The sequence below is a fragment of the Ottowia sp. VDI28 genome, from assembly GCF_049532675.1.
Classification (GTDB): domain Bacteria; phylum Pseudomonadota; class Gammaproteobacteria; order Burkholderiales; family Burkholderiaceae_C; genus Ottowia.
Genome location: NZ_CP149820.1, coordinates 1,490,578 through 1,509,762 on the forward strand (window position 1 = coordinate 1,490,578; position 19,185 = coordinate 1,509,762).

Here is a 19,185-nt window from a genome sequence, read left to right on the forward strand (position 1 = left end):
GTGAAAAGCCTCCAGGCTTGTCATGACGTACAGATGTACAGGTTGGACGAGCGGGCACTGCGCGGTAGAGTGCCGGTTGGATGCCTGCTCAACATTTTTCAGACATGCCGAGTGTTCATGTGAAGCCCGCGGCGGCTGGCGGCGCTCCGGCGTCGGGAGCTTTGGAACGCTCCCAGGCCATCGTGCGCATGACGACGATCTATCTGGGGGTGGGCTACATGACCTACCAGTTGGCCCGCGGCCGTATTCCGCCGGACAACCGGACGGTCATCGCCACCCTGTGCGTAGTGATCGCCATCGGCTCGCTGTTGCTGCTGCTCGCTGTGCTGCGTTGGCCTCAGCCCAACAGGGCGCGCCGCATCCTGGGAACGGCCCATGATTACGCAGCCATCCTGGTCGCATTGATCTTTGGCGGAGAAGCGCTGCTACCTATCTACGCATTGCTGCTGTGGACGACGATCGGCAACGGCTATCGCTATGGCGCCCGCTACCACCTCGTCGCGGTGGCGGTGGCGTTGCTGACCTTGGTGGCCGTGGGTCAACTCAATGACTATGTGCGCGGGCAGCCCTATCTGCTGTCCACGTTGTTCCTGACCGCTATTTTGGTGCCGGCCTATGGGCATGTGCTGGTCACGCGGTTGTACCGGGCACGCGACGAAGCCATGGAGGCGAGTCGTGCCAAATCGCGCTTTCTGGCACAGGCCAGCCATGACCTGAGGCAACCTATCCACGCCATCAGCCTGTACACCGCCTGCCTGCGCGACACAGGCCTGGACGCCGAGCAGCGCCGGATGGTGGCCAGCATCGATCGTTCGCTCAACAGCGTATCCCAGTTGTTCCGTTCGCTTCTCGATCTCTCGGTGCTCGACAGCGGACGCGCCGTTGTCAAGGCGGAGGCGATCGCACTGGATCATTTGTTGAACGACATCGCCCGGCAGAACGCCGAGACGGCCCAATGGTCCGGTGTGACACTCAAGGTCGTGCCCACCCGCAGCCGCATCCTGGCCGACGCGGGGTTGCTTGGCACCGTGCTGCAAAACATCGTCTCCAATGCCCTCAAATACGCGTCTGGCGGCCCCGTGCTGATCGGCTGCCGTCGTCAAGGCCATGTCATGGCTATCCAGGTCTACGATCGCGGCCCGGGTATCGCCGAGCAGCACCTGCCGCAGGTATTCGATGAGTTCTACCGTATCCATGCTCCCGGCGACCGCGATATCGACGGTGTGGGGCTGGGGCTCTCGATTGTCAGGCGGTTGACGGCACTGATGGGGCTGTCGGTCTCCATACGCTCGGTGGTGGGCAAAGGCACTTGCGTGACGGTCAGCGGGCTGCCGCTGATCGCTGCCGAGCCTGCGGGTCCGGCAGCGCCGCGCATGGTGAGTGCGCCCACGGTGATCGGCGGCTACAAGGTGCTCCTGATCGAAGACGATCCGCTGGTACTCGCGGCCACGGCCACACTGCTGGAGAGTTGGGGCTGCGCCGTGCGGCGCGAGACGGGCATGCCCGGCGACGGCAGCGAGGACTGTGATCTTGTCCTCACCGACTTCGATCTGGGCGAGAAAACCACGGGTAGCGAATGCATCGCCGAAGTCCGGCGCAGAACAGGCCGCCAGGTGCCGGCCATCGTCATGACGGGGCACGATCCCGAGAAGGTGCGTCAACTCACCGAACAACCGGATGTCGTTGTGCTGTCAAAGCCGGTGCGCCCGGCGGAGTTACGCTCGGTTATTGTGGCGCAGCGCCTAACGGCCCATTCAACGGCAGAAGGCTAAGCGGCCGCTGAGATGCCTGTGCGGCCGCTGCGGCGCGTGAGTTCACGCCGAGCGCGCGCAGCAGGGCGGACACATGCATGCGCGCAGTAAACGGTGAAATGCCCAGATGCCGGGCGATCTCCTTGTTGGAGAGCCCGGCGCGGATCAGATTCAGCACTTCGCGCTGCCTTGCCGTCAGGGCAACCGTCGCAGGGGCTGGTTCGTGCAGCCCCTCGGCGAGCTGCGGGAGGATACCGCTGGTCTTGCGTACAAACTCGCCCGAGCGAACCGCCTGAATGGCCGCGCTCATTTCGGTGGGGTCCACCGATTTGGCAATGAAGCCATCGGCGCCTTCGGTCAGAATGGTGTCGATCACATGGCTGTCCTCGAGCATCGACACGACGATGATCGACGAGCGTGTGAACTCCTCACGCAGCGCGCGGATGGAGTGCTCCAACCGCAAGCCGGGAAACAGCAGATCAAGGATGAAGAGTTCGGGGGGTATGCCCTCGCGGGCCTTTTGCAGTACTTCGTCCAGTGTGCCGGCTTCAAGGATGTCGGCGTCAGGCGCCAGTTTCTGCACGATGCGCCGCAATCCGTCACGAACGAGAGGATGATCGTCAGCGATCAGAATTCGCTCTTGCACCATCGTGGCATGCTACTACGCGGATTACGCCGGATTTTGTGATCAAACGCAACCGGCGTAACGGATGAAGCAGGTCTTCAGCGCGGCTGCAACTGCTGGCGTGGCCGAGGCCGCTGCGAAGGCGTGACGTTGGCCTTGACCTGTTCGCCGCGCCGCTGCAGAAGGAATTCCGACGCCTCGCCCGGCGTAAGCGCCGCAATGCGTGTCAGCAACTCGGACACCGTGCGAGTCGGCTGGCCGCCCACTTGCGTGATCACATCGCCCGGCCGGATACCCGCCTGCGCTGCGGGCCCGCCATTGAGTACGCCGGTCACGATCACGCCCTGATCGACGTTGGCGCCAAAAGTCTGCGCCAGCTCGGGGGTCAATTCTCCAGGCTCAATGCCGATCCAGCCGCGCACCACCTGGCCGTTCTTGACAATGCTTTCCATCACCTGCTTGGCCGTGGAGACGGGGATGGCAAAGCCAATACCCATGCTGCCGCCCGAGCGCGAATAGATCGCGGTGTTGATCCCCATCAGATTGCCCTCGATGTCGATCAAGGCTCCGCCGGAGTTGCCGGGGTTGATGGCCGCATCGGTCTGAATGAAATTCTCGAAGGTATTGATGCCCAGCTGGTTGCGTCCCAGTGCGCTCACGATGCCGCTGGTCACCGTCTGGCCGACACCGAACGGGTTGCCGATCGCCAGTACCCGGTCACCTACCTGCAACTGGTCGGAATTGCCCAGCACCATCACAGGCAGCTTGTCCAGTTCGATCTTCAGTACGGCAAGATCTGATTCAGGATCGGTGCCAATCACCTTGGCTGGCGCGCGGCGGGCATCGGTCAGCACGACCTCGATCTCATCGGCACCTTCCACCACATGGTTGTTGGTCAGCACGTACCCTTGCGGGCTCATGATGACGCCCGAGCCCAGCCCTGCCTGTTGCTGCTCGCCCTGGTCGCCAAAAAAGAAGCGGAACCAGGGATCGTTCGCATTAGGGTGGCGCGAAGTCTTGCTCGTATTGATGCTCACCACTGCCGGCGCGGCCCGCTTGACGGCCGCGCTGAAGCTGCCGACCGTGACTGGGTTGCTGGAGGACGGCGGCGGCGCTTCGAAGATTGAAATAGTGTTGCCTATGCTGCTGGGCGCGGCCTGGCCGAGCCAGTGGGGCTTGAGCGTGCCAACGACGAAATAGGCCGCCAGCAGCACGGTGACCGCTTGGGCGAACAAAAGCCAGAGACGTTTCATGAAAGAGGCGTGATGGCGGCAATGCAATATGCACTGCCAACGGGCCATTGTAGGCCGCGCATTACAGATTGCAGCGAGGCGCTCGGTTTTACTCCCTCTCCCTCTGGGAGAGGGCCGGGGTGAGGGCTTTCACCGCGCTACTTCACCCCGGCCGTTAATTAGACCCACCCCTATTTCACCGACAATCTCCCCATGTCAGAAACGCTCTCCATCGACCGCGCCGCGCTGCTGGCCGCCTGCAATGCCGAACTGCAACCCGAGCGCTTCAAGGATTACGGCCCCAATGGCCTGCAAGTGGAAGGCCGCGCGCGCGTCGGCAAGCTGGTTTCCGGCGTCACCGCCAGCCGCGCGCTCATCGAAGCCGCCATAGAGGCCCGTGCCGACGCGATCTTCGTGCATCACGGCCTGTTCTGGCGCGGCCAGGACGGTACTGTCACCGGCTGGATGAAAGAGCGCCTGCGCCTGTTGCTGGCGCATGACATCAATCTGCTGGCCTACCACCTGCCGCTCGACGCTCATCCCACTCTCGGCAACAACGCGCAATTGGGCAAGATGCTGGGTCTGCAGGCCACTGGGCGCTTCGGCGAGCAGGACATGGGCTTCATCGGCGGCCGCGCCGATGGCGAGACCTTCGCCGATGCCGATGTGCTGGCCTGGCAGCTTGAGCACGTATTGAAGCGCTCCGTGGTCGGCATCCAGCCGAAGCGCAGCCCCATCGAAAGAGTGGCATGGTGCACCGGCGGCGCGCAAGGCTACTTCGAGGCCGCTATCGCCGCAGGTGCGCAGGCCTTCATCACAGGCGAAATCTCCGAGCCGCAGGCGCACCTGGCGCGCGAGTGCGGCGTGGCTTTCTTCGCGTGCGGCCACCATGCCACCGAGCGATACGGCGCTCCCGCCCTCGCAGCCCATGTGGCAGCCCAACTGGGCATTGAGCACGAATTCATCGATATCGACAACCCCGCATGACGAGCGGCCCATGACTCTCCCCATAGCCATCACCATGGGCGATCCCGCCGGCATCGGCCCGGAAATCATCGCCAAGGCCTTCCGCGATGCCCCGGATCTGACTGCTGGCTGCTTCGTGGCCGGTGACGTTGCCACGTTGCGCCGCGCGGCAGGCCTCGTGCAGGAAGGCGAGGGCGCCAGCCTGCCCGTGGCAGTCCTTGACACCGCCAATGACGCATGGCGTGCCCCTCCGCGCAGCATCCCCGTCCTGCAGATCGTGGAGTCCACGCCTTTGGTGCCGTTCGGACTCGTGAACGCCGCCGCCGGAAAAATCGCCGGCGACAGCGTGTTCTGGGCGGCGCGGGCCGCGTTGCGCGGCGAAGTGGCGGCCGTGGTTACGGCGCCCCTGCACAAGGAGGCGCTCTCGGCCGCCGGCGATCCCTATGCGCGTTTTCCTGGCCATACGGAGTTGTTGCAGGCCGAGGCCGCTGCGCACCTGGGACGGCCGCTTCAGGAGGTGCCCGTGCGCATGATGCTGGCCAACGACGAATTGCGCACGGTCCTGGTCAGCATTCACCTTTCGTTACTTGAGGCTATCGGGAAGGTAACGGTCGGCAATATCCTGCAAACGCTGCGAATCACCCATGAATCTGTTGGGGCTGCACTACAGAGGCCACCCCGCATCGGTGTGGCCGGGCTCAACCCCCATGCGGGCGAGGGCGGGTTGTTCGGGCGCGAGGAAATCGAAGTCATCGCCCCTGCCATTGCCGCTGCCCGTGCCGAGGGGATCGACGCGCAGGGGCCTTTCGCGCCCGATACGGTGTTCATGCGCGCGCGCGCCACACCCGGGCGTTTGGGGGAATTTGACGTTGTCGTGGCGATGTACCACGACCAAGGCCTGATCCCCGTGAAGTACCTGGGCGTGGAGCAGGGCGTGAACGTGACGCTGGGCCTGCCCTTCGTGCGCACCAGCCCTGACCATGGCACCGCGTTCGATATCGCCGGCAGCGGCCGGGCCGACGCCGCCAGCCTGCTCGCGGCCATACGCATGGCCCGGCGGCTCATCCCCTGACTCCTCTCTTCCTCTTGAACTCCCTCTCCATCTGGGGGGCGGCCATCCGGGAGGGGCAGGGTGAGGGCTTTCACGGCGGTTGATTTATTTGCGGCCTCCTTTGATGACTATGTCCAAGGACGTACCTTTCTTGTCTTGAGCCGCCTCGGTAACAAAAAAACGCCTGCCCAGAACCCCGGGCAGGCGTTTTTGCTTCGATGTTTGTAGCTGGAGGCGCAGTTTTTGATTACCGCTTCAGGCTATCGCGAATTTCACGCAGCAACTGAACCTCTTCCGGCGGAGCCTCGGGCGCTGCTGCGGCCGGCTCTTCTTTCTTCAAGCGGTTGAGTTGTTTGACCATCATGAAAATGATGAATGCCAGAAGGATGAAATTCACCAGAATGGTGAGAAAGTTGCCATAGGCGAACACGGCGCCTGCCTTCTTGGCTTCAGCCAGGGCCATGCCTGCGGGTTGACCGGCCAGCCCGATGTAATAGCTGGAAAAATCCAGGCCTCCGATCAGCTTGCCCACCAGCGGCATGATCAGATCGCCCACGATCGAGTCGACGATCTTGCCGAAGGCACCGCCGATGATCACACCGACCGCCAGATCAACGGCATTTCCCTTGACCGCGAATTCTTTGAATTCGGACATCATTCCCATAATCGCCCGCTCCTGAATGAGTTGATAACGGTGCAAGTATTGCCGGGCATTGATGCTTGTCAAGCCCACTTTGAGCACGTTCAAAGTCCCCGCGCGAGGGGCCTCTCTCCGGCACCTGTTTCGCTCCGCTACAATCGCGAGTTGACTCTAGTGTTGCGCTACCGTTTCCGCGAGGATCGCCCGCTTGAGCGATGAACAGACACTACACATCAAGAACCCACGCATAGGACAGCCATGAGTGACGCTCCGGCCAACACCTTCACCCCCGCTCCCTTAGACGCCAGCAAGCGCACTTGGTTGATTGCCTCGGGTTGTGCCGGCGCCGTTGGCGCAGGTTTCGCAGCCGTGCCTTTCGTGTCCAGCTTCCAGCCTTCGGAAAAGGCCAAGGCCGCTGGCGCCGCCGTCGAGGTCGATATCTCCGCCCTCAAGCCCGGTGAAAAAATGACCGTCGAATGGCGCGGCAAGCCCGTCTGGATTCTGCGCCGCACGCCCGAAATGCTCGCGTCGCTCAAAAAGACCGACAGCGAAGTGGCCGACCCGAAATCTGACCGCAAGGCCTTCCCCATCCCGGAATACGCCAAGAACGAATGGCGCTCGATCAAGGAAGAGTATCTCGTGGTGGTCGGCATCTGCACGCACCTGGGCTGCTCCCCGGTCGACCGTCTCCAATCGGGCCCCCAGCCTTCTCTGCCCGACAACTGGGAAGGCGGCTTCTTCTGCCCTTGCCACGGCTCCACCTTCGACCTGGCGGGCCGGGTGTTCAAGAATAAACCGGCGCCGGACAACCTCGAGGTGCCGCCCTACATGTACCTGTCTGACGCCAAGATGTTGATCGGCGAAGACAAAAAGCTTAAAGAAATAGAGGCGGGACATGGCTGAGTTCAAGGAAATTTCTCCCAATGCGCCGGTAGGCGCCAAAGTTGGCAACTGGTTCAACAACCGTTTTCCGACGCTGTTCGCGGAATACCGCAAGCACATGTCGGAGTACTACGCACCGAAGAACTTCAATTTCTGGTATTTCTTCGGTTCCCTGGCCATGCTGGTGCTGGTCATCCAGATCGTCACCGGTATCTTCCTGGTGATGCACTACAAGCCCGATGCCGCCAAGGCCTTCGAATCGGTCGAGTACATCATGCGCGACGTGCCCTGGGGCTGGGTGATCCGCTATGCGCACTCCACCGGTGCCTCGGCGTTCTTTGTCGTCGTGTACCTGCACATGTTCCGCGGCCTCATGTACGGCAGCTACCGCAAGCCGCGCGAGCTGGTCTGGATCTTCGGCTGTGCCATTTTCCTGTGCCTGATGGCTGAAGCCTTCATGGGTTACCTGCTCCCCTGGGGCCAGATGTCCTACTGGGGCGCCCAAGTGATCGTGAACCTGTTCTCCGCCGTGCCTTTCATCGGCCCTGATCTGGCGCTGCTGATCCGTGGCGACTACGTTGTCGGCGACGCCACGCTGAACCGCTTCTTCAGCTTCCACGTCATCGCCGTGCCGCTGGTGCTGATTGGCCTCGTGGTCGCCCACTTGCTGGCGCTGCACGATGTCGGCTCCAACAACCCCGACGGCATCGAGATCAAGGCCGGCCCCAAAGGCAACCGCTGGTCGCCCGACGCGCCTACTGATGGCGTTCCGTTCCATCCCTACTACACGGTGCACGACATTGTTGGCGTCAGCGTGTTCCTGATGATCTTCTTCGGCATCGTGTTCTTCGCGCCGGAGATGGGTGGCTACTTCCTGGAGTACAACAACTTCATTCCGGCGGATCCGCTGGTCACCCCGTCGCACATCGCTCCGGTGTGGTACTTCACGCCGTTCTATTCCATGTTGCGCGCCACCACCGATCTCATGGTCAACGTGCTGTGCGTCATCATCGCGCTGGCGGCCGTGCTGGGCTTCCTCAAGTCCAAGTGCTCGATGATCCTGAAGATCGTCATGGCCGTGGCTGCGCTGGTGGCCATCGCCCTGCTCAAGACCTTCGACGCCAAGTTCTGGGGCGTGGTGGTCATGGGTGGTGCTGTCATCATCCTGTTCTTCCTGCCCTGGCTTGATCGCAGCCCTGCGCGCTCGATCCGCTACCGTCCCGACTGGCACAAGTGGCTGTATGCCGTGTTCGTGATCTGGTTCATCATCCTCATGATCCTGGGCATCAAAGTACCGGGCCCGATCTTCAGCACCACCTCCCTGAGTTGGATGACCAACGAACTGGTGGCCATGATCGGTACATTGTTCTACTTCGGCTTCTTCCTGCTCATGCCTTGGTGGAGCCAGCTCGGCGAACCCAAGCAAGTGCCAGAGCGCGTGACCTTCACCCCGCACTGATCGCCGCTGGAGACCGTAAACATGAACTTCTGCAAGAAAATCGTCTTCGGCCTGCTGCTGGCAATGAACCTCGCGGTGGGCGCTCACGCGGCTTCGGGCGGCATTGCATGGGACAAAGCGCCCGTCAAAACCAACGACCAGGCTTCCCTGCAAAACGGCGCCAAGCTGTTTGTCAACTACTGCCTCAGCTGCCACTCGGCCGCTTTCATGCGCTACAACCGCCTGACCGACATCGGTCTGACCGAGCAGCAGATCAAGGACAACCTGCTGTTCACCACCGAGAAGGTGGGCGAGACCATGAAGGCGAACATCGATCCGCGCCAGGCCAAGGCTTGGTTCGGTTCCAACCCGCCTGACCTCACGCTGATTGCTCGTTCACGCGCCGGCGCTGGCGGCACGGGTGCTGATTACATCTACACGCTGTTCCGCAGCTACTATCGCGATCCAGGCCGTCCCACCGGCTGGAACAACCTGGCTTTCCAGAACATCGGCATGCCGCACCCCCTGTGGCAACTCCAGGGCGAACGCCAGCCGATCTTCGAAACCCGCGAAGAGCATGGCCATGAAGTGCATGCCTTCACTGGCCGCTGGGAACAAGTGACCCCCGGCGCAATGACCCCGCTGCAGTACGAGCAGGCTGTCGGTGATCTGGTGAACTATCTGCAGTGGATGGGCGAGCCGGCGCAGAACAAGCGCGTGAGCATTGGCGTCTGGGTGCTGTTGTTCCTGCTGATGTTCACGTTCATTGCCTGGCGCCTCAACGCGGCGTACTGGAAAGACGTCAAGTAAGTTTTATTTTCATCCGGCTCCTCGTGGGCTGGTTTGACACGGAGTGGGAGTGCGCTGCGGCGACCTTCCCACTCCTTTGGTTTTAAGGAGCCTCACGCCATGATGGTGCTGTATTCAGGAACAACCTGCCCGTTTTCGCATCGCTGCCGTTTCGTGCTGTTCGAAAAGGGCATGGATTTCGAAATCCGTGATGTCGATCTCTACAACAAGCCGGAAGACATCGGCGTCATGAACCCCTACGGCCAGGTGCCTATCCTGGTCGAGCGGGATCTGATTCTTTACGAGTCGAACATCATCAATGAATACATTGATGAGCGCTTCCCTCACCCACAACTCATGCCAGGTGATCCCGTGGATCGCGCGCGTGTGCGCCTGTTCCTGCTCAACTTCGAGAAGGAACTGTTCGTGCACGTCAGCACCCTGGAAAGCCGTGCAGTGAAAGGCAACGAGAAAGCCCTGGAAAAAGCGCGCTCCAACATCCGCGACCGCCTGACGCAGATGGCCCCGGTGTTCCTCAAGAACAAGTACATCCTGGGTGACAATTTCTCCATGCTCGACGTGGCCCTTGCACCGTTGCTTTGGCGTCTGGATTACTACGGCATCGATCTGTCGAAGAACGCGGCGCCTCTGCTCAAGTATGCGGAACGCATTTTCTCGCGCCCTGCCTACATCGAAGCGCTGACGCCCTCCGAGAAGGTCATGCGCAAGTAATGGCGCGAACCACCACATAGCTACAGTTCTACAGGGAAAAGCCCGCGATGATGAGCGCGCTCGATTCCACTTCCACACGTCCCTACTTGGTGCGGGCGCTGTACGAGTGGTGCACCGACAATGGCCTGACCCCCTACATCGCCGTCCTGGTCGATGAAAGGGTGCAGGTGCCGCGAGAGTATGTGCAGAACGGTGAAATCGTTCTCAACATCAGCTTCGACGCCACCAGCGCCCTGAAGCTCGGCAACGAGTTCGTCGAGTTCAAGGCTCGCTTCGGCGGTGTGGCGCGCGAAATCATCGTTCCCATGGACCGCATCATTGCCATCTATGCCCGTGAAAACGGGCAGGGCATGGCTTTCCCCGTGGCGGTGCCCGCCACGCCGGAAGGCGAGGCTGCGAAGGAAACCGAAGAAGGCCAGGAGAGCCCCGCACCCGGCCAGCCGGATGCGCCAGCACGCGGAATACAGCTGGTACCCAGTGCGGAAACAGAAGCCGCGGAAGACACGGATCCAGAACCTCCCGCGCCTTCGTCGCCTGACACGCGCAAGCGCCCGGCACTCAAGCGGATCAAATAAGAAGAAATCCAGGAATTCAGAAATCGGCAGGCTATCTCAAGTTAGAATGCCACCCGGTTTGCCGCTTTAGCTCAGTTGGTAGAGCACCCGCCTTGTAAGCGGTAGGTCGTCAGTTCGAATCCGACAAGCGGCACCATTTGACTATCCCGGATAGTCTCAGAACACCCCAAAACCCGCATGCTTCCTAGGCATAGCGGGTTTTTCTTTGTCTCGGGTACTATTGCGTCATCTCACAACATACCGCCAATTTGTCGGTATTTCTGACGGTACCCAGACATACCGCCAGTTGGGGTACCGTCAATCGGAGCGAGCATGGCACTATCAGACACCTTTGTGCGAGCGGTAAAGCCCAGCGACAAGCCAGCTGGAGACAAGCATGCAGACGGACTGGGGCTGTACCTCTTGGTAAAACCTGCTGGCAAGTACTGGCGCATGGACTACCGGCACGGCGGCAAGCGTAAAACCCTGGCGCTTGGCGTCTATCCGGCTGTGACTCTTGCCAAGGCCCGCAAGGCCCGCGACACGGCCCGCGAGCTGCTGGCCGATGGGCAAGACCCTAGCGAAGCCAAACGCACCAGGAAAGCAGCAGAGAAGGCAGAAGCTGTCAACACGGTGGAGGCTGTAGGTCTGGCCTGGCTGGCGACTCACAAGGACGGGTGGAGCGCTACCCACTACACCCGGGAAGAACGCAATCTGAGAAAGGACGTATTCCCCTACCTTGGCAATCGAGCCATCGGCACCATTGAGCCGCCGGAACTGCTGAAGGTGATTCGCAAGGTAGAGGAACGTGGCGCTCTGGATGTAGCGCATCGTGTCCTGCTGACTTCTCGCGGGGTCTGGCAGCACGCTGTTGCCGAGGGGCACGCTACCCGAGACATCACCCAGGATATCAAGGGAGCGCTCAAGCCCCACTTAAAGCGCAACCTGCCTGCCATCATTGATCCGCTGGAGTTTGGCGAGCTGCTGCGGGCGAGTGATGCCTATCAGGGCGGTCCCGTGGTTCGCGCTGCCCTGGCCATCGCTCCGGTGCTGTTCCAGCGCCCTGGAAATCTTAGAACGATGCGATGGGCTGACCTGGACCTGGAGGCGGGCTTGTGGGCCATTCCCAGCGAGGACATGAAGCGCACGAAGGTGCAGAAGCTCAACGGGCAGGCCCACGTTGTACCGCTACCCCGTCAAGTGGTGGAGACTCTGCGCGAGCTACAGCCGTTGACCGGGGGGCGTGAGTATGTATTCCCTGGCTTTCGCGATCCGACTGCACCCATGTCTGAGGCTGGCATCAACGCTGCGTTGCATGCGATGGGCTACAAGGGGCGGCATTGTTGGCATGGCTACCGGGCAAGCGGCCGGACGATGCTCAGGCAGCAACTGAAATTCGATGTGGACGTGATTGAGGCCCAACTTGCGCACAGAGGGCAGATCACCCACAACGGCGCATATGACCGTGCCCAGCATGTGGATGAGAGAACGCAGATGGTCCAAGCATGGGCCGACTATCTGGACAAGCTGCGAGCTGGTGCCGAGGTATTTCAGTTCAAGGCCGCATAGTTTCTGCCAGCCCTACCGCGACGGCGGGAAAACCTGTTTCCCTGACAGGCCGGGCTGGCAATCTTTATTCAGGGGTGCATTGAGGGAATGCAATGACCATACCGCAGAAGAGGGATTTTCAAGATTGGAATAGGTGGGCGAGGCGCCGGCTTAGCGCTAAGGCTACAACAAGAATTTTGCGATATCTCGAAGAGGAGGGGTTGGAGCATTGCGATATTCGTAGACGTGCAGAAGAATATATTCGGACGCTGATGAATGTGGCTCGTAGTGAGCGGTGGGAACGAAGAAATGATCACATCGTATATCAATGGCTGAGCAATCAACCTGGATTCAATAGGTCCATTTCACTGGCGTTTAGTGAAAAGCGTATTGGCGCGCCCCTAGTTAACTGGGGTGATATCTGTCCAAGACATGTAGAGGCTATTTGTAATGCAAAGACTCCAGGGGTTGCTCGCCAGAAAATACAAGTTGCTTCAGATATTTTGCGCCCTCACTATTGGTGGGAATCTTATTTGATTCGAGCACTTGATGAGTACCTGCACGTTAATCATGATGAGTTATTCTTGGCAACCGCGAGAGTCAACAAGAATTGTGAAACTATTTTAAAATTGATTAATGAGATAAAACCGGCCATCGATGCGGACGGTTGGGATAGTGAAAAAATAGGAAAAAATGTTATTCGTCAGGTCGAATTTTGGGGAAATACCTTAGGGCCATATGGTTTGCTAAAAAGCAGAAACAATAAATTTAAAGCGGAACACAGATTTATTGAGAGAATGTATAGTGCAAATTTGAGATTTTTTCGTACGGCCAAACCACAAATAATCGCAGAACTGATGACGCTGGAGTGCTTTGACCGTCAATTTGATCTCAGGCATATCGGTAGGCTGTGTAGCGCTATCAAGATGACAAGATCGGAGCAAAAAAGGCAAACTTCTGTCATGGCAAATAAGACTAGTTAGCGGCGGCAATTTGCCATGACAAAGATGGCTTTGAAGAGTACGAATAAGACCAGTTACAAGGCAGACTGAAAATCTGACCATTACTCCATACCGCAACGCTGATGCAACGCGGGATCAGATGGAGTGAACATTGGCCTCATTTCCCCAGTCTTACCGCCCGAAGCAAGCCGCTGAACTGCTGGGCATTGGAACTGCGACCCTCTGGCGCTGGATCAAAACCCGGTCCGACTTCCCCCAGCCGATCCGGCTGTCTCCTCGCTGCACGGTCATCCCTGGTGACCAGTTGATTGCCTGGCGTGATGCCCAGGCCAAAAAGGCGGTGCAGTGATGGCCGCCGTCATCGACTTCAAAGCCTTCGACACGCTCCGCGCCCAGGCCGCATTGCAGGGCTATTCCTGCGGCTGCACGGCGGAAGGCTGGATTGTGATCCGCCGCTTCGGCATGTCGGCAGTTTTCGACACTGTGTCGGATGCTGCCCATTGGCTGGAGCATGGTGACAAGGGGCTTGCGTAATGACGCCCGCGCCCTATACTTCGCCTGTCACGTCAAAAAAGGCGTGATCGGGATTGGTCTCCCGCTACACTCGCTGCGACGAAAGCCGCAGTTAACCGCACATGGTCTGCGGCTTTTTCGTTCGTGCCCCTTTTTGGCGGCTCGACGAGCAGGCGCAAGCCTGGCCGGTTCGCGCAAGCGGGTGTCCGGTAGACCAACTCGTCGAGCCGCCGCCTTCGATTGGTCTCGAAGCGGTGGTTTCTGCAAACCACACCTGCTTGGAGGCCATCATGGCTGAATCCGTCTACGCGCACACGTCTGCGCATTCCCTCGTTCGTCTTGGCATCGTTCACGGCCTTTCGCTGACCGATCCACGCTGCGCCGAAGTTCTCAATGCGCTCCCCGGTGTGGCTGATCCGGCCGCTCCCGCTGCTATTCCTGCTGACCGCCTGACTGCTGTTCTCGCGGCCTTCAACGCTGCGAATCTGGCATCCAGCTACATAGAGCGCGGCAACTTCACCGCTGCCCATCGCAAGCTGGTGCAGGCCCTGGCGTCCGTCAACCAACTGCAAGCGGAGGTCTGAGCCATGACCACTCAGAACAATGCCTTGCAAATGGATCAAGACGAACCGCAGCCGCTCGATCTTCATGGTCTGTATAACTTGCAAACCGAAGAAGGCTACGACCGTTGCGTGACGCTGCCACCCTTTGTCGCTCAAAGCCTTGCAATGCACCTGCGAGGTATCGACGCCGTTGTCTCAGTACTGAGTGCCGCAAGAGACACGGAGGCGCTAAAGCTGAGCGATTGGATGAGCGGTGGCCTGATCGATGCGGTTGACGCTCTGAGCAGTGGCGCCCGAGACATCCTTTACCAAGCCGCCCAGCGCGCCAGGAAAGGGGATACAGCATGAGCGCTTTTAATGACCTGTACGCGGCTATTGCCAAGGCCAAGGCAATCTCATACATGACCTATGGTGATGCTGGAGAAGCCTTCCGCAACATGAGTGACGACGCCCAAGATGAGTACCTGTGGGCGTTGTCTGATTTGATTGCGGAGGCATCTAAGGCCCTGAAGCGCTTGGAGGACGAAGACAGGGAAGGGCGCGCGGCATGAGCGGCATCACCAAGAGCAACAGCGCGCAACTGTCCCCTGCCGAGATTCGCCGCCGTGCCCGCCAGTGGTTCGACCGACAGATCGAAATCATCGCACTGGCGCACGGCCCTTCCTGGCCTGAGCATCGTGAGTGGATCGAGGAATACCTGGTGGCCGAGATTCGCGCCCGTCTTCTTGAGCTCGGATGGAGGGATCGCGAATGACCCATGCCATTGAAAACCTGATCGACAAGATGATCCCTGACGCCGCCCCGCCCGTGCCGAAGAAGCGCCGCCGAATGGCCGCGGCTGAGGAATACGCCGACGTGAGCCGGTACGAGGTCAAACCCGCGCCCGCCAACGATGGCGTCATCCTCGTGTGCGGCAGCACGCTCACACCCCAGCCCATTGCCTGGCTGTGGCGCCACTGGCTGGCCCAGGGCAAGCTACACATCCTGGCCGGCGCTCCTGGCCAAGGCAAGACCACGATAGCGATCACCATGGCCGCCACGGTGACCATCGGCGGGCGCTGGCCGGACGGCAGTCGTTGCGAGGCGGGCAATGTCCTGATCTGGAGCGGTGAGGACGATCCCGCCGATACGCTGCTGCCCCGCCTGATCGCGGCTGGCGCTGACCGTGAACGGGTGTTCTTCGTGGACAGCGCCCGGGTCAATGGCGAGATCGTGCCCTTCGATCCAGCCCGGGACATGGTGCAGCTCATGGCAGCCATCAACCAGATCGGCGGCGTCACGCTGCTGATCGTGGATCCCGTGGTATCGGCGGTGGCGGGCGACTCGCACAAGAACACCGAAGTTCGTCGGGCATTGCAGCCCTTGGTTGACCTGGCAGCCGCTACCGGTGCCGCCGTGCTGGGCATCAGCCACTTCAGCAAGGGAGGGCAGGGGCAAGATCCGACGCAGCGCGTGGTGGGCTCTGTAGCCTTCTCCGCTGTCGCTAGAGTGGTTCTGGTGGCTGCCAAGGTCAAAAGCATGGAGGGTGAAGATCGGCGAATCCTGGCCCGATCGAAATCGAACATCGGGCCGGATGATGGGGGCTTTGAGTACGGCCTGGAGCAAGTGGAGGCCCTGCCGGGTATTCAGGCTTCCCGCGTGGCGTGGGGCAAGGTGGTGGAGGGCACTGCACGGGATCTGCTGGCCGAGCCGGAGGACGATGAGGCGGCAACGGACGCCAGCGATGCATGTGAACTGCTGCGGGCCGAATTGGTAGCGGAGGCATGGACTCCGGCGAACAGTGCATGCAAACCGCTGCGCGATGCTGGGTTCAGCAAAAAGCAAATTTGGTCTGCATCCAAAAGGCTTAATGTCGTCCGACGTAGAGGCGGGTTTCAGGGGGCTTGGTATTGGAGGATGCCGGGTGGCATAGACCCTGATCTGGATGAGCCTGGCGCCAATGATTCCCTCAATGATTCCAATGATTCCACTTTTCTAAACGTGGAATCTATGGAATCAATGGAGCCATTGGAATCATTGGGCGTCGTCAAATCCGGGCGTGAAGATACTGATCTTGATCCTTCGGGCGGCACCATCGAGGAATTCTGATGAATTCCTCCGTATTACTCCGAAACCTGCACGAAGCCCGGTTGACCGTCCATGTCCGTGACGGTCGGTTGCTGGTTCAACCGGCTGAGCTCCTGACCGACGATCACCGCGCGGCCATCCGCGCCCACAAGCCCGAGTTGCTGGAGTACCTGGCCGAGGTGGAACAGGTCACGGCCCAGCTACTGGAAACCGCCATGCGCTGCTGTGACTATCACGGAGATGGTGACAAAGCCCGGGAAGAGATGCGCCGGCAATGCACGGAGATTCCATGCCATTTAAGGCCTGAATTGCTCAGGCAGCTCCAAGAGTCCTACCCGATAAGGAGGGCGACAAGTGCTCCCGAAGCTGAATGACCCCCGTGTGATCCGTACCGCGGAGTCTTTGCGGCAGGCCGCTCAGGTTCTAGCCATGACCATTACCGCTGATGAGCGCGTTGGTGAAGCCGATGCTGCAAGGTTGGTAGGTACAGCGCAAGGCTCACTCAAGAACATGCGCACCCTTGGAAACGGTCCCGCCTTCTTTCGTCTGGGCGTGGGTAATGGATCAAGGGTGAGCTATCGCATCGTTGATCTCGCCTTCTGGCTCGAATCAGCACGAGAGGAATCACCACTTGAATACTGAACTATTGGAGCGCGAGTACCGGCGCGAGTATGTGGGCATGCTGCACTTTGAAATGGGCCTGTCTCGTGGCATGGCCAGAAAAGCAGCAGCACAAGCCACGCCAGACGCTATTGCCAAAGCCCTTCCACTTTACAGAAAACTCATTGCACGCACTCGTGCAGCCCACTACGAAAGGACATCCAGTGACTGATGCCGTCAAGAATTTCGCCCGTGCCGCGGCGCCAGCCTTAAGCGATATTCTGAAGTGCTTGCCCCCTGACCGGTTGGCCAAGCTGGAACGTCAGTTCGTGGCCGGCAATCGCGTGGTGTTGAGTTATGCCGTCGATGCCGATGCATCGTCCTCCGTGGTCTTGGAAATGGTTGGCGCCGACGGGACACGCACGTGGATCGCGGCCATCAACGGCGTTTTGCCGGCCGCCGGCACACAAGGCCATTGAACTGCATGGCGCGGTTTGCTAGGTCAACTCTCGCCAGAGAGGATGAGACTTTCCACTCTGACGAGACTTATCCATGTCTATCACTCCTCAACAAGCCGCCCAATTGCAAGCCGAGTACAAACAGGTCCAGCAGGATCTGCAGAAGGTCGGCGACGATCTGAAGCAGTACGCGAACGAAACGCGCGCCGAAATCCACGAGTTGGAGCAGAAGCTAGCTCGCCCCATGGGCCAAGGAAGCTCCATCGGCTGGAGTCAAGATGATGAATTGAGCCCCCATGCCCTGAGCGGCAATGGCTGGAAAAATAGCGATGGCAAACCCCTGATGGTTTTACGCAGCGCTAAAGACATTCGCAGCTACTATGCAGCGCGGGTTAGGGCCAGCACCGACGCGCCAGCGTTTGCCCTCGATGACTTCGTACGAGGTGTGGCCGGCATGTCTACCACGCCTGCGGTGAAGGCGGCGCTATCGACCGGTACCGATACCGCCGGCGGCTTTGCTCTGCCGTCCGTGGTGATGCCCTCCATTCTGGAGGCTCTGGTTCCGGCGTCGTCTGTGCTGAGTGCAGGTGCGGGCATCGTGCCCCTGGACTCCGGCGCCAAGATGTTCACGACCGTGGCTGTCGACAGCATTCCCACCGCTGCATGGCGCTTGGAGTCCGGCGACGTGGCGGTATCGGAGCCGACCTTTCGCGCCGTGCAGTCGATTCCCAAGTCGCTGGCCTTCATGTTCAAGATCAGCCGGGAGTTGCTGGCCGATGCGCCCAACCTCTCTCAAGCATTGACCACGGCCATAGCCCAGGCGTTTGCCGTGGAATTGGATCGCACTGCACTGCGGGGAAGCGGGACCAACCCTGAGCCGCTGGGCATCCTGAGTACCGCTGGCGTGGCATCCGTCACGAACGGAGCCAATGGCTCTGCACTCGCGGGCTATGCCAACTTCTTCAGCGCCATTCAGAGCATCCTGCAGTCCAACGCGCCACAGCCCACCGCCGCGATCATGAGCCCGCGATCCCTGGTCAAGCTGGGCGGCCTGGTGGACAGCACCGGCCAGCCCTTGCGCAAGCCCGAGATGATCGAGAAGCTGAACATGCTGAGCACCACGGCCATTCCCAATAACCTGACTGTCGGCACCGCCAGCGACTGCTCGGAGATCTATGTGGGCGACTTCAGCCGCGTGAACTTCATGATGCGCGAGCAGATGAGCATCCAGCTTGCCAAGGAGTTGTTCGCGGGGACGGGCGAGGTGGGCTTTATCTGCCACGTTCGCGCCGATGTGGCAATCGGCTATCCCAAGGCCCTGGCCGTCATCACTGGCGTGAAGGCATAACGCTATTGGCCTTACTCGATGAGTGGGCCAGCAAGTCAATAATCCCGAGAGCATGCGGCAGTCTCACCTGCGCGGCGTGCACCAAGCCCCGTATGGTTTGCCCTGCGGGGCTTTTGCTATAAGAGACTCCATCGGACGGAGGTAACTATGCTTGGCGAGATTGGTTGCTGGTATGTGGACTGGAATGCAATTGGTACGTGGGTAGGTGCCGTGGGTAGCGTAGCGGCGGGCGTTACAGCCTTCTGGGCTTGGAAAATTGCACGGTCATCTCATGAGCTGAGTAGGTCTTTGGCTGAGAGCGCGGTTGCCGATGCGTTCGAACTTGAACTCGAGCGAGTTTCGTTGCAGACGACAGTCGTTGAAGTGGAAGCGGCCAAGCTTCGATCTCAGGCAGAAAAAGTGCGACTGAGCGCAAACTCCAAGGCACTGGCTTCGGGACAGTATGGGAATAGCCGATTGAAGCTCT

General features: G+C 60.1%; 25 protein-coding genes and 1 tRNA gene. 23 read left to right on the forward strand and 3 right to left on the reverse strand.

All coding sequences use genetic code 11. From position 1 onward, the window contains the following. Positions 1-104: 104 nt before the first annotated feature. Complete coding sequence (locus WJU18_RS06990) at positions 105-1,772, forward strand: hybrid sensor histidine kinase/response regulator (RefSeq protein WP_423459385.1); 1,668 nt, start codon at positions 105-107, stop codon at positions 1,770-1,772. Here WJU18_RS06990 and WJU18_RS06995 read toward each other — a convergent pair. Together WJU18_RS06995 and WJU18_RS07000 are read right to left on the reverse strand one after the other, a co-directional pair. Then, positions 1,726-2,400, reverse strand: a complete 675-nt coding sequence (locus WJU18_RS06995) for a LuxR C-terminal-related transcriptional regulator (RefSeq protein ID WP_423459386.1) — start codon at positions 2,398-2,400, stop codon at positions 1,726-1,728. The genes WJU18_RS06990 and WJU18_RS06995 overlap by 47 nt on opposite strands. Before the next feature lie 74 nt (positions 2,401-2,474). After that, positions 2,475-3,629: a trypsin-like peptidase domain-containing protein gene (locus tag WJU18_RS07000; protein ID WP_423459387.1), complete on the reverse strand. Its 1,155-nt coding sequence runs from the start codon at positions 3,627-3,629 to the stop codon at positions 2,475-2,477. 192 nt (positions 3,630-3,821) lie between these two features. On the opposite strand from WJU18_RS07000, the gene WJU18_RS07005 reads away from it, so the two are divergent. After that, entirely contained in the window at positions 3,822-4,595 is a 774-nt protein-coding gene (locus WJU18_RS07005; RefSeq protein WP_423459388.1) for a Nif3-like dinuclear metal center hexameric protein, read from the forward strand. 10 nt (positions 4,596-4,605) lie between these two features. Beyond that, the gene (gene pdxA / locus WJU18_RS07010) at positions 4,606-5,646 is read left to right on the forward strand and encodes a 4-hydroxythreonine-4-phosphate dehydrogenase PdxA (protein WP_423459389.1); all 1,041 of its coding nucleotides are present in this window, start codon (positions 4,606-4,608) and stop codon (positions 5,644-5,646) included. A gap of 226 nt (positions 5,647-5,872) precedes the next feature. On the opposite strand, the gene mscL is transcribed toward pdxA, so the two are convergent. Next, a complete protein-coding gene (mscL, locus tag WJU18_RS07015) occupies positions 5,873-6,289 on the reverse strand; it encodes a large conductance mechanosensitive channel protein MscL (RefSeq protein ID WP_423459390.1) in 417 nt (138 codons plus the stop codon). Between the two features lie 234 nt (positions 6,290-6,523). On the opposite strand from mscL, the gene petA reads away from it, so the two are divergent. The 20 genes from petA to WJU18_RS07115 all read left to right on the forward strand — a co-directional run bounded on the left by petA (position 6,524) and on the right by WJU18_RS07115 (position 18,719). After that, a complete protein-coding gene (gene petA, locus WJU18_RS07020) occupies positions 6,524-7,168 on the forward strand; it encodes a ubiquinol-cytochrome c reductase iron-sulfur subunit (protein ID WP_423459391.1) in 645 nt (214 codons plus the stop codon). Next, on the forward strand, positions 7,161-8,606 hold the full coding sequence (locus WJU18_RS07025) for a cytochrome b (protein ID WP_423459392.1): 1,446 nt from the start codon (positions 7,161-7,163) through the stop codon (positions 8,604-8,606). Before petA ends, WJU18_RS07025 begins: the two co-directional genes overlap by 8 nt. Positions 8,607-8,627: 21 nt before the next feature. After that, positions 8,628-9,395 carry a cytochrome c1 gene (locus WJU18_RS07030; protein WP_423459393.1) on the forward strand — a complete coding sequence of 256 codons (768 nt, stop codon included), beginning with the start codon at positions 8,628-8,630 and terminating at the stop codon, positions 9,393-9,395. A gap of 99 nt (positions 9,396-9,494) precedes the next feature. Beyond that, positions 9,495-10,106: a glutathione S-transferase N-terminal domain-containing protein gene (locus WJU18_RS07035; protein WP_423459394.1), complete on the forward strand. Its 612-nt coding sequence runs from the start codon at positions 9,495-9,497 to the stop codon at positions 10,104-10,106. A 47-nt stretch (positions 10,107-10,153) separates the two neighbouring features. Then, complete coding sequence (locus tag WJU18_RS07040; protein WP_423459395.1) at positions 10,154-10,681, forward strand: ClpXP protease specificity-enhancing factor; 528 nt, start codon at positions 10,154-10,156, stop codon at positions 10,679-10,681. Positions 10,682-10,741: 60 nt separating this feature from the next. Then, positions 10,742-10,817: transfer RNA gene (locus WJU18_RS07045), tRNA-Thr, on the forward strand. Between the two features lie 176 nt (positions 10,818-10,993). Next, the gene (locus WJU18_RS07050) at positions 10,994-12,229 is read left to right on the forward strand and encodes a tyrosine-type recombinase/integrase (RefSeq protein WP_423459396.1); all 1,236 of its coding nucleotides are present in this window, start codon (positions 10,994-10,996) and stop codon (positions 12,227-12,229) included. A 251-nt stretch (positions 12,230-12,480) separates the two neighbouring features. Then, positions 12,481-13,191, forward strand: a complete 711-nt coding sequence (locus tag WJU18_RS07055; RefSeq protein ID WP_423459397.1) for a hypothetical protein — start codon at positions 12,481-12,483, stop codon at positions 13,189-13,191. A 130-nt stretch (positions 13,192-13,321) separates the two neighbouring features. Continuing rightward, positions 13,322-13,519 (forward strand): helix-turn-helix transcriptional regulator, encoded by a 198-nt coding sequence (locus tag WJU18_RS07060; RefSeq protein ID WP_423459398.1) that lies wholly within the window; start codon positions 13,322-13,324, stop codon positions 13,517-13,519. Continuing rightward, positions 13,519-13,704, forward strand: coding sequence for a hypothetical protein (locus tag WJU18_RS07065; RefSeq protein ID WP_423459399.1), 186 nt, complete (start codon positions 13,519-13,521; stop codon positions 13,702-13,704). The genes WJU18_RS07060 and WJU18_RS07065 overlap by 1 nt, the downstream gene beginning before the upstream one ends. Before the next feature lie 269 nt (positions 13,705-13,973). Beyond that, positions 13,974-14,267, forward strand: coding sequence for a hypothetical protein (locus tag WJU18_RS07070; RefSeq protein ID WP_423459400.1), 294 nt, complete (start codon positions 13,974-13,976; stop codon positions 14,265-14,267). Positions 14,268-14,270: 3 nt separating this feature from the next. Beyond that, the gene (locus WJU18_RS07075; protein ID WP_423459401.1) at positions 14,271-14,594 is read left to right on the forward strand and encodes a hypothetical protein; all 324 of its coding nucleotides are present in this window, start codon (positions 14,271-14,273) and stop codon (positions 14,592-14,594) included. Next, positions 14,591-14,797: a hypothetical protein gene (locus WJU18_RS07080; protein WP_423459402.1), complete on the forward strand. Its 207-nt coding sequence runs from the start codon at positions 14,591-14,593 to the stop codon at positions 14,795-14,797. The genes WJU18_RS07075 and WJU18_RS07080 overlap by 4 nt, the downstream gene beginning before the upstream one ends. Then, entirely contained in the window at positions 14,794-15,000 is a 207-nt protein-coding gene (locus tag WJU18_RS07085; RefSeq protein ID WP_423459403.1) for a hypothetical protein, read from the forward strand. Before WJU18_RS07080 ends, WJU18_RS07085 begins: the two co-directional genes overlap by 4 nt. Positions 15,001-15,074: 74 nt before the next feature. Further along, entirely contained in the window at positions 15,075-16,334 is a 1,260-nt protein-coding gene (locus WJU18_RS07090; protein ID WP_423460956.1) for an AAA family ATPase, read from the forward strand. Beyond that, the gene (locus tag WJU18_RS07095) at positions 16,334-16,687 is read left to right on the forward strand and encodes a hypothetical protein (protein ID WP_423459404.1); all 354 of its coding nucleotides are present in this window, start codon (positions 16,334-16,336) and stop codon (positions 16,685-16,687) included. The genes WJU18_RS07090 and WJU18_RS07095 overlap by 1 nt, the downstream gene beginning before the upstream one ends. 55 nt (positions 16,688-16,742) lie before the next feature. After that, positions 16,743-16,955, forward strand: coding sequence for a hypothetical protein (locus tag WJU18_RS07100; RefSeq protein ID WP_423459405.1), 213 nt, complete (start codon positions 16,743-16,745; stop codon positions 16,953-16,955). Continuing rightward, positions 16,945-17,145 carry a hypothetical protein gene (locus tag WJU18_RS07105; RefSeq protein ID WP_423459406.1) on the forward strand — a complete coding sequence of 67 codons (201 nt, stop codon included), beginning with the start codon at positions 16,945-16,947 and terminating at the stop codon, positions 17,143-17,145. Before WJU18_RS07100 ends, WJU18_RS07105 begins: the two co-directional genes overlap by 11 nt. Beyond that, entirely contained in the window at positions 17,138-17,392 is a 255-nt protein-coding gene (locus WJU18_RS07110) for a hypothetical protein (RefSeq protein ID WP_423459407.1), read from the forward strand. Before WJU18_RS07105 ends, WJU18_RS07110 begins: the two co-directional genes overlap by 8 nt. A 73-nt stretch (positions 17,393-17,465) precedes the next feature. Beyond that, positions 17,466-18,719: a phage major capsid protein gene (locus tag WJU18_RS07115; protein WP_423459408.1), complete on the forward strand. Its 1,254-nt coding sequence runs from the start codon at positions 17,466-17,468 to the stop codon at positions 18,717-18,719. Positions 18,720-19,185: the final 466 nt, after the last annotated feature.

What these genes read in the sequence shown, in the direction of transcription:
- WJU18_RS06990 (WP_423459385.1), top strand. Translation starts at nt 105, where the DNA reads ATGCCGAGTGTTCATGTGAAGCCCGCGGCGGCTGGCGGCGCTCCGGCG.
- WJU18_RS06995 (WP_423459386.1), bottom strand. Translation starts at nt 2,400, where the DNA reads ATGGTGCAAGAGCGAATTCTGATCGCTGACGATCATCCTCTCGTTCGT.
- WJU18_RS07000 (WP_423459387.1), bottom strand. Translation starts at nt 3,629, where the DNA reads ATGAAACGTCTCTGGCTTTTGTTCGCCCAAGCGGTCACCGTGCTGCTG.
- WJU18_RS07005 (WP_423459388.1), top strand. Translation starts at nt 3,822, where the DNA reads ATGTCAGAAACGCTCTCCATCGACCGCGCCGCGCTGCTGGCCGCCTGC.
- pdxA (WP_423459389.1), top strand. Translation starts at nt 4,606, where the DNA reads ATGACTCTCCCCATAGCCATCACCATGGGCGATCCCGCCGGCATCGGC.
- mscL (WP_423459390.1), bottom strand. Translation starts at nt 6,289, where the DNA reads ATGGGAATGATGTCCGAATTCAAAGAATTCGCGGTCAAGGGAAATGCC.
- petA (WP_423459391.1), top strand. Translation starts at nt 6,524, where the DNA reads ATGAGTGACGCTCCGGCCAACACCTTCACCCCCGCTCCCTTAGACGCC.
- WJU18_RS07025 (WP_423459392.1), top strand. Translation starts at nt 7,161, where the DNA reads ATGGCTGAGTTCAAGGAAATTTCTCCCAATGCGCCGGTAGGCGCCAAA.
- WJU18_RS07030 (WP_423459393.1), top strand. Translation starts at nt 8,628, where the DNA reads ATGAACTTCTGCAAGAAAATCGTCTTCGGCCTGCTGCTGGCAATGAAC.
- WJU18_RS07035 (WP_423459394.1), top strand. Translation starts at nt 9,495, where the DNA reads ATGATGGTGCTGTATTCAGGAACAACCTGCCCGTTTTCGCATCGCTGC.
- WJU18_RS07040 (WP_423459395.1), top strand. Translation starts at nt 10,154, where the DNA reads ATGATGAGCGCGCTCGATTCCACTTCCACACGTCCCTACTTGGTGCGG.
- WJU18_RS07050 (WP_423459396.1), top strand. Translation starts at nt 10,994, where the DNA reads ATGGCACTATCAGACACCTTTGTGCGAGCGGTAAAGCCCAGCGACAAG.
- WJU18_RS07055 (WP_423459397.1), top strand. Translation starts at nt 12,481, where the DNA reads ATGAATGTGGCTCGTAGTGAGCGGTGGGAACGAAGAAATGATCACATC.
- WJU18_RS07065 (WP_423459399.1), top strand. Translation starts at nt 13,519, where the DNA reads ATGGCCGCCGTCATCGACTTCAAAGCCTTCGACACGCTCCGCGCCCAG.
- WJU18_RS07070 (WP_423459400.1), top strand. Translation starts at nt 13,974, where the DNA reads ATGGCTGAATCCGTCTACGCGCACACGTCTGCGCATTCCCTCGTTCGT.
- WJU18_RS07075 (WP_423459401.1), top strand. Translation starts at nt 14,271, where the DNA reads ATGACCACTCAGAACAATGCCTTGCAAATGGATCAAGACGAACCGCAG.
- WJU18_RS07080 (WP_423459402.1), top strand. Translation starts at nt 14,591, where the DNA reads ATGAGCGCTTTTAATGACCTGTACGCGGCTATTGCCAAGGCCAAGGCA.
- WJU18_RS07085 (WP_423459403.1), top strand. Translation starts at nt 14,794, where the DNA reads ATGAGCGGCATCACCAAGAGCAACAGCGCGCAACTGTCCCCTGCCGAG.
- WJU18_RS07090 (WP_423460956.1), top strand. Translation starts at nt 15,075, where the DNA reads ATGGCCGCGGCTGAGGAATACGCCGACGTGAGCCGGTACGAGGTCAAA.
- WJU18_RS07095 (WP_423459404.1), top strand. Translation starts at nt 16,334, where the DNA reads ATGAATTCCTCCGTATTACTCCGAAACCTGCACGAAGCCCGGTTGACC.
- WJU18_RS07100 (WP_423459405.1), top strand. Translation starts at nt 16,743, where the DNA reads ATGACCATTACCGCTGATGAGCGCGTTGGTGAAGCCGATGCTGCAAGG.
- WJU18_RS07115 (WP_423459408.1), top strand. Translation starts at nt 17,466, where the DNA reads ATGTCTATCACTCCTCAACAAGCCGCCCAATTGCAAGCCGAGTACAAA.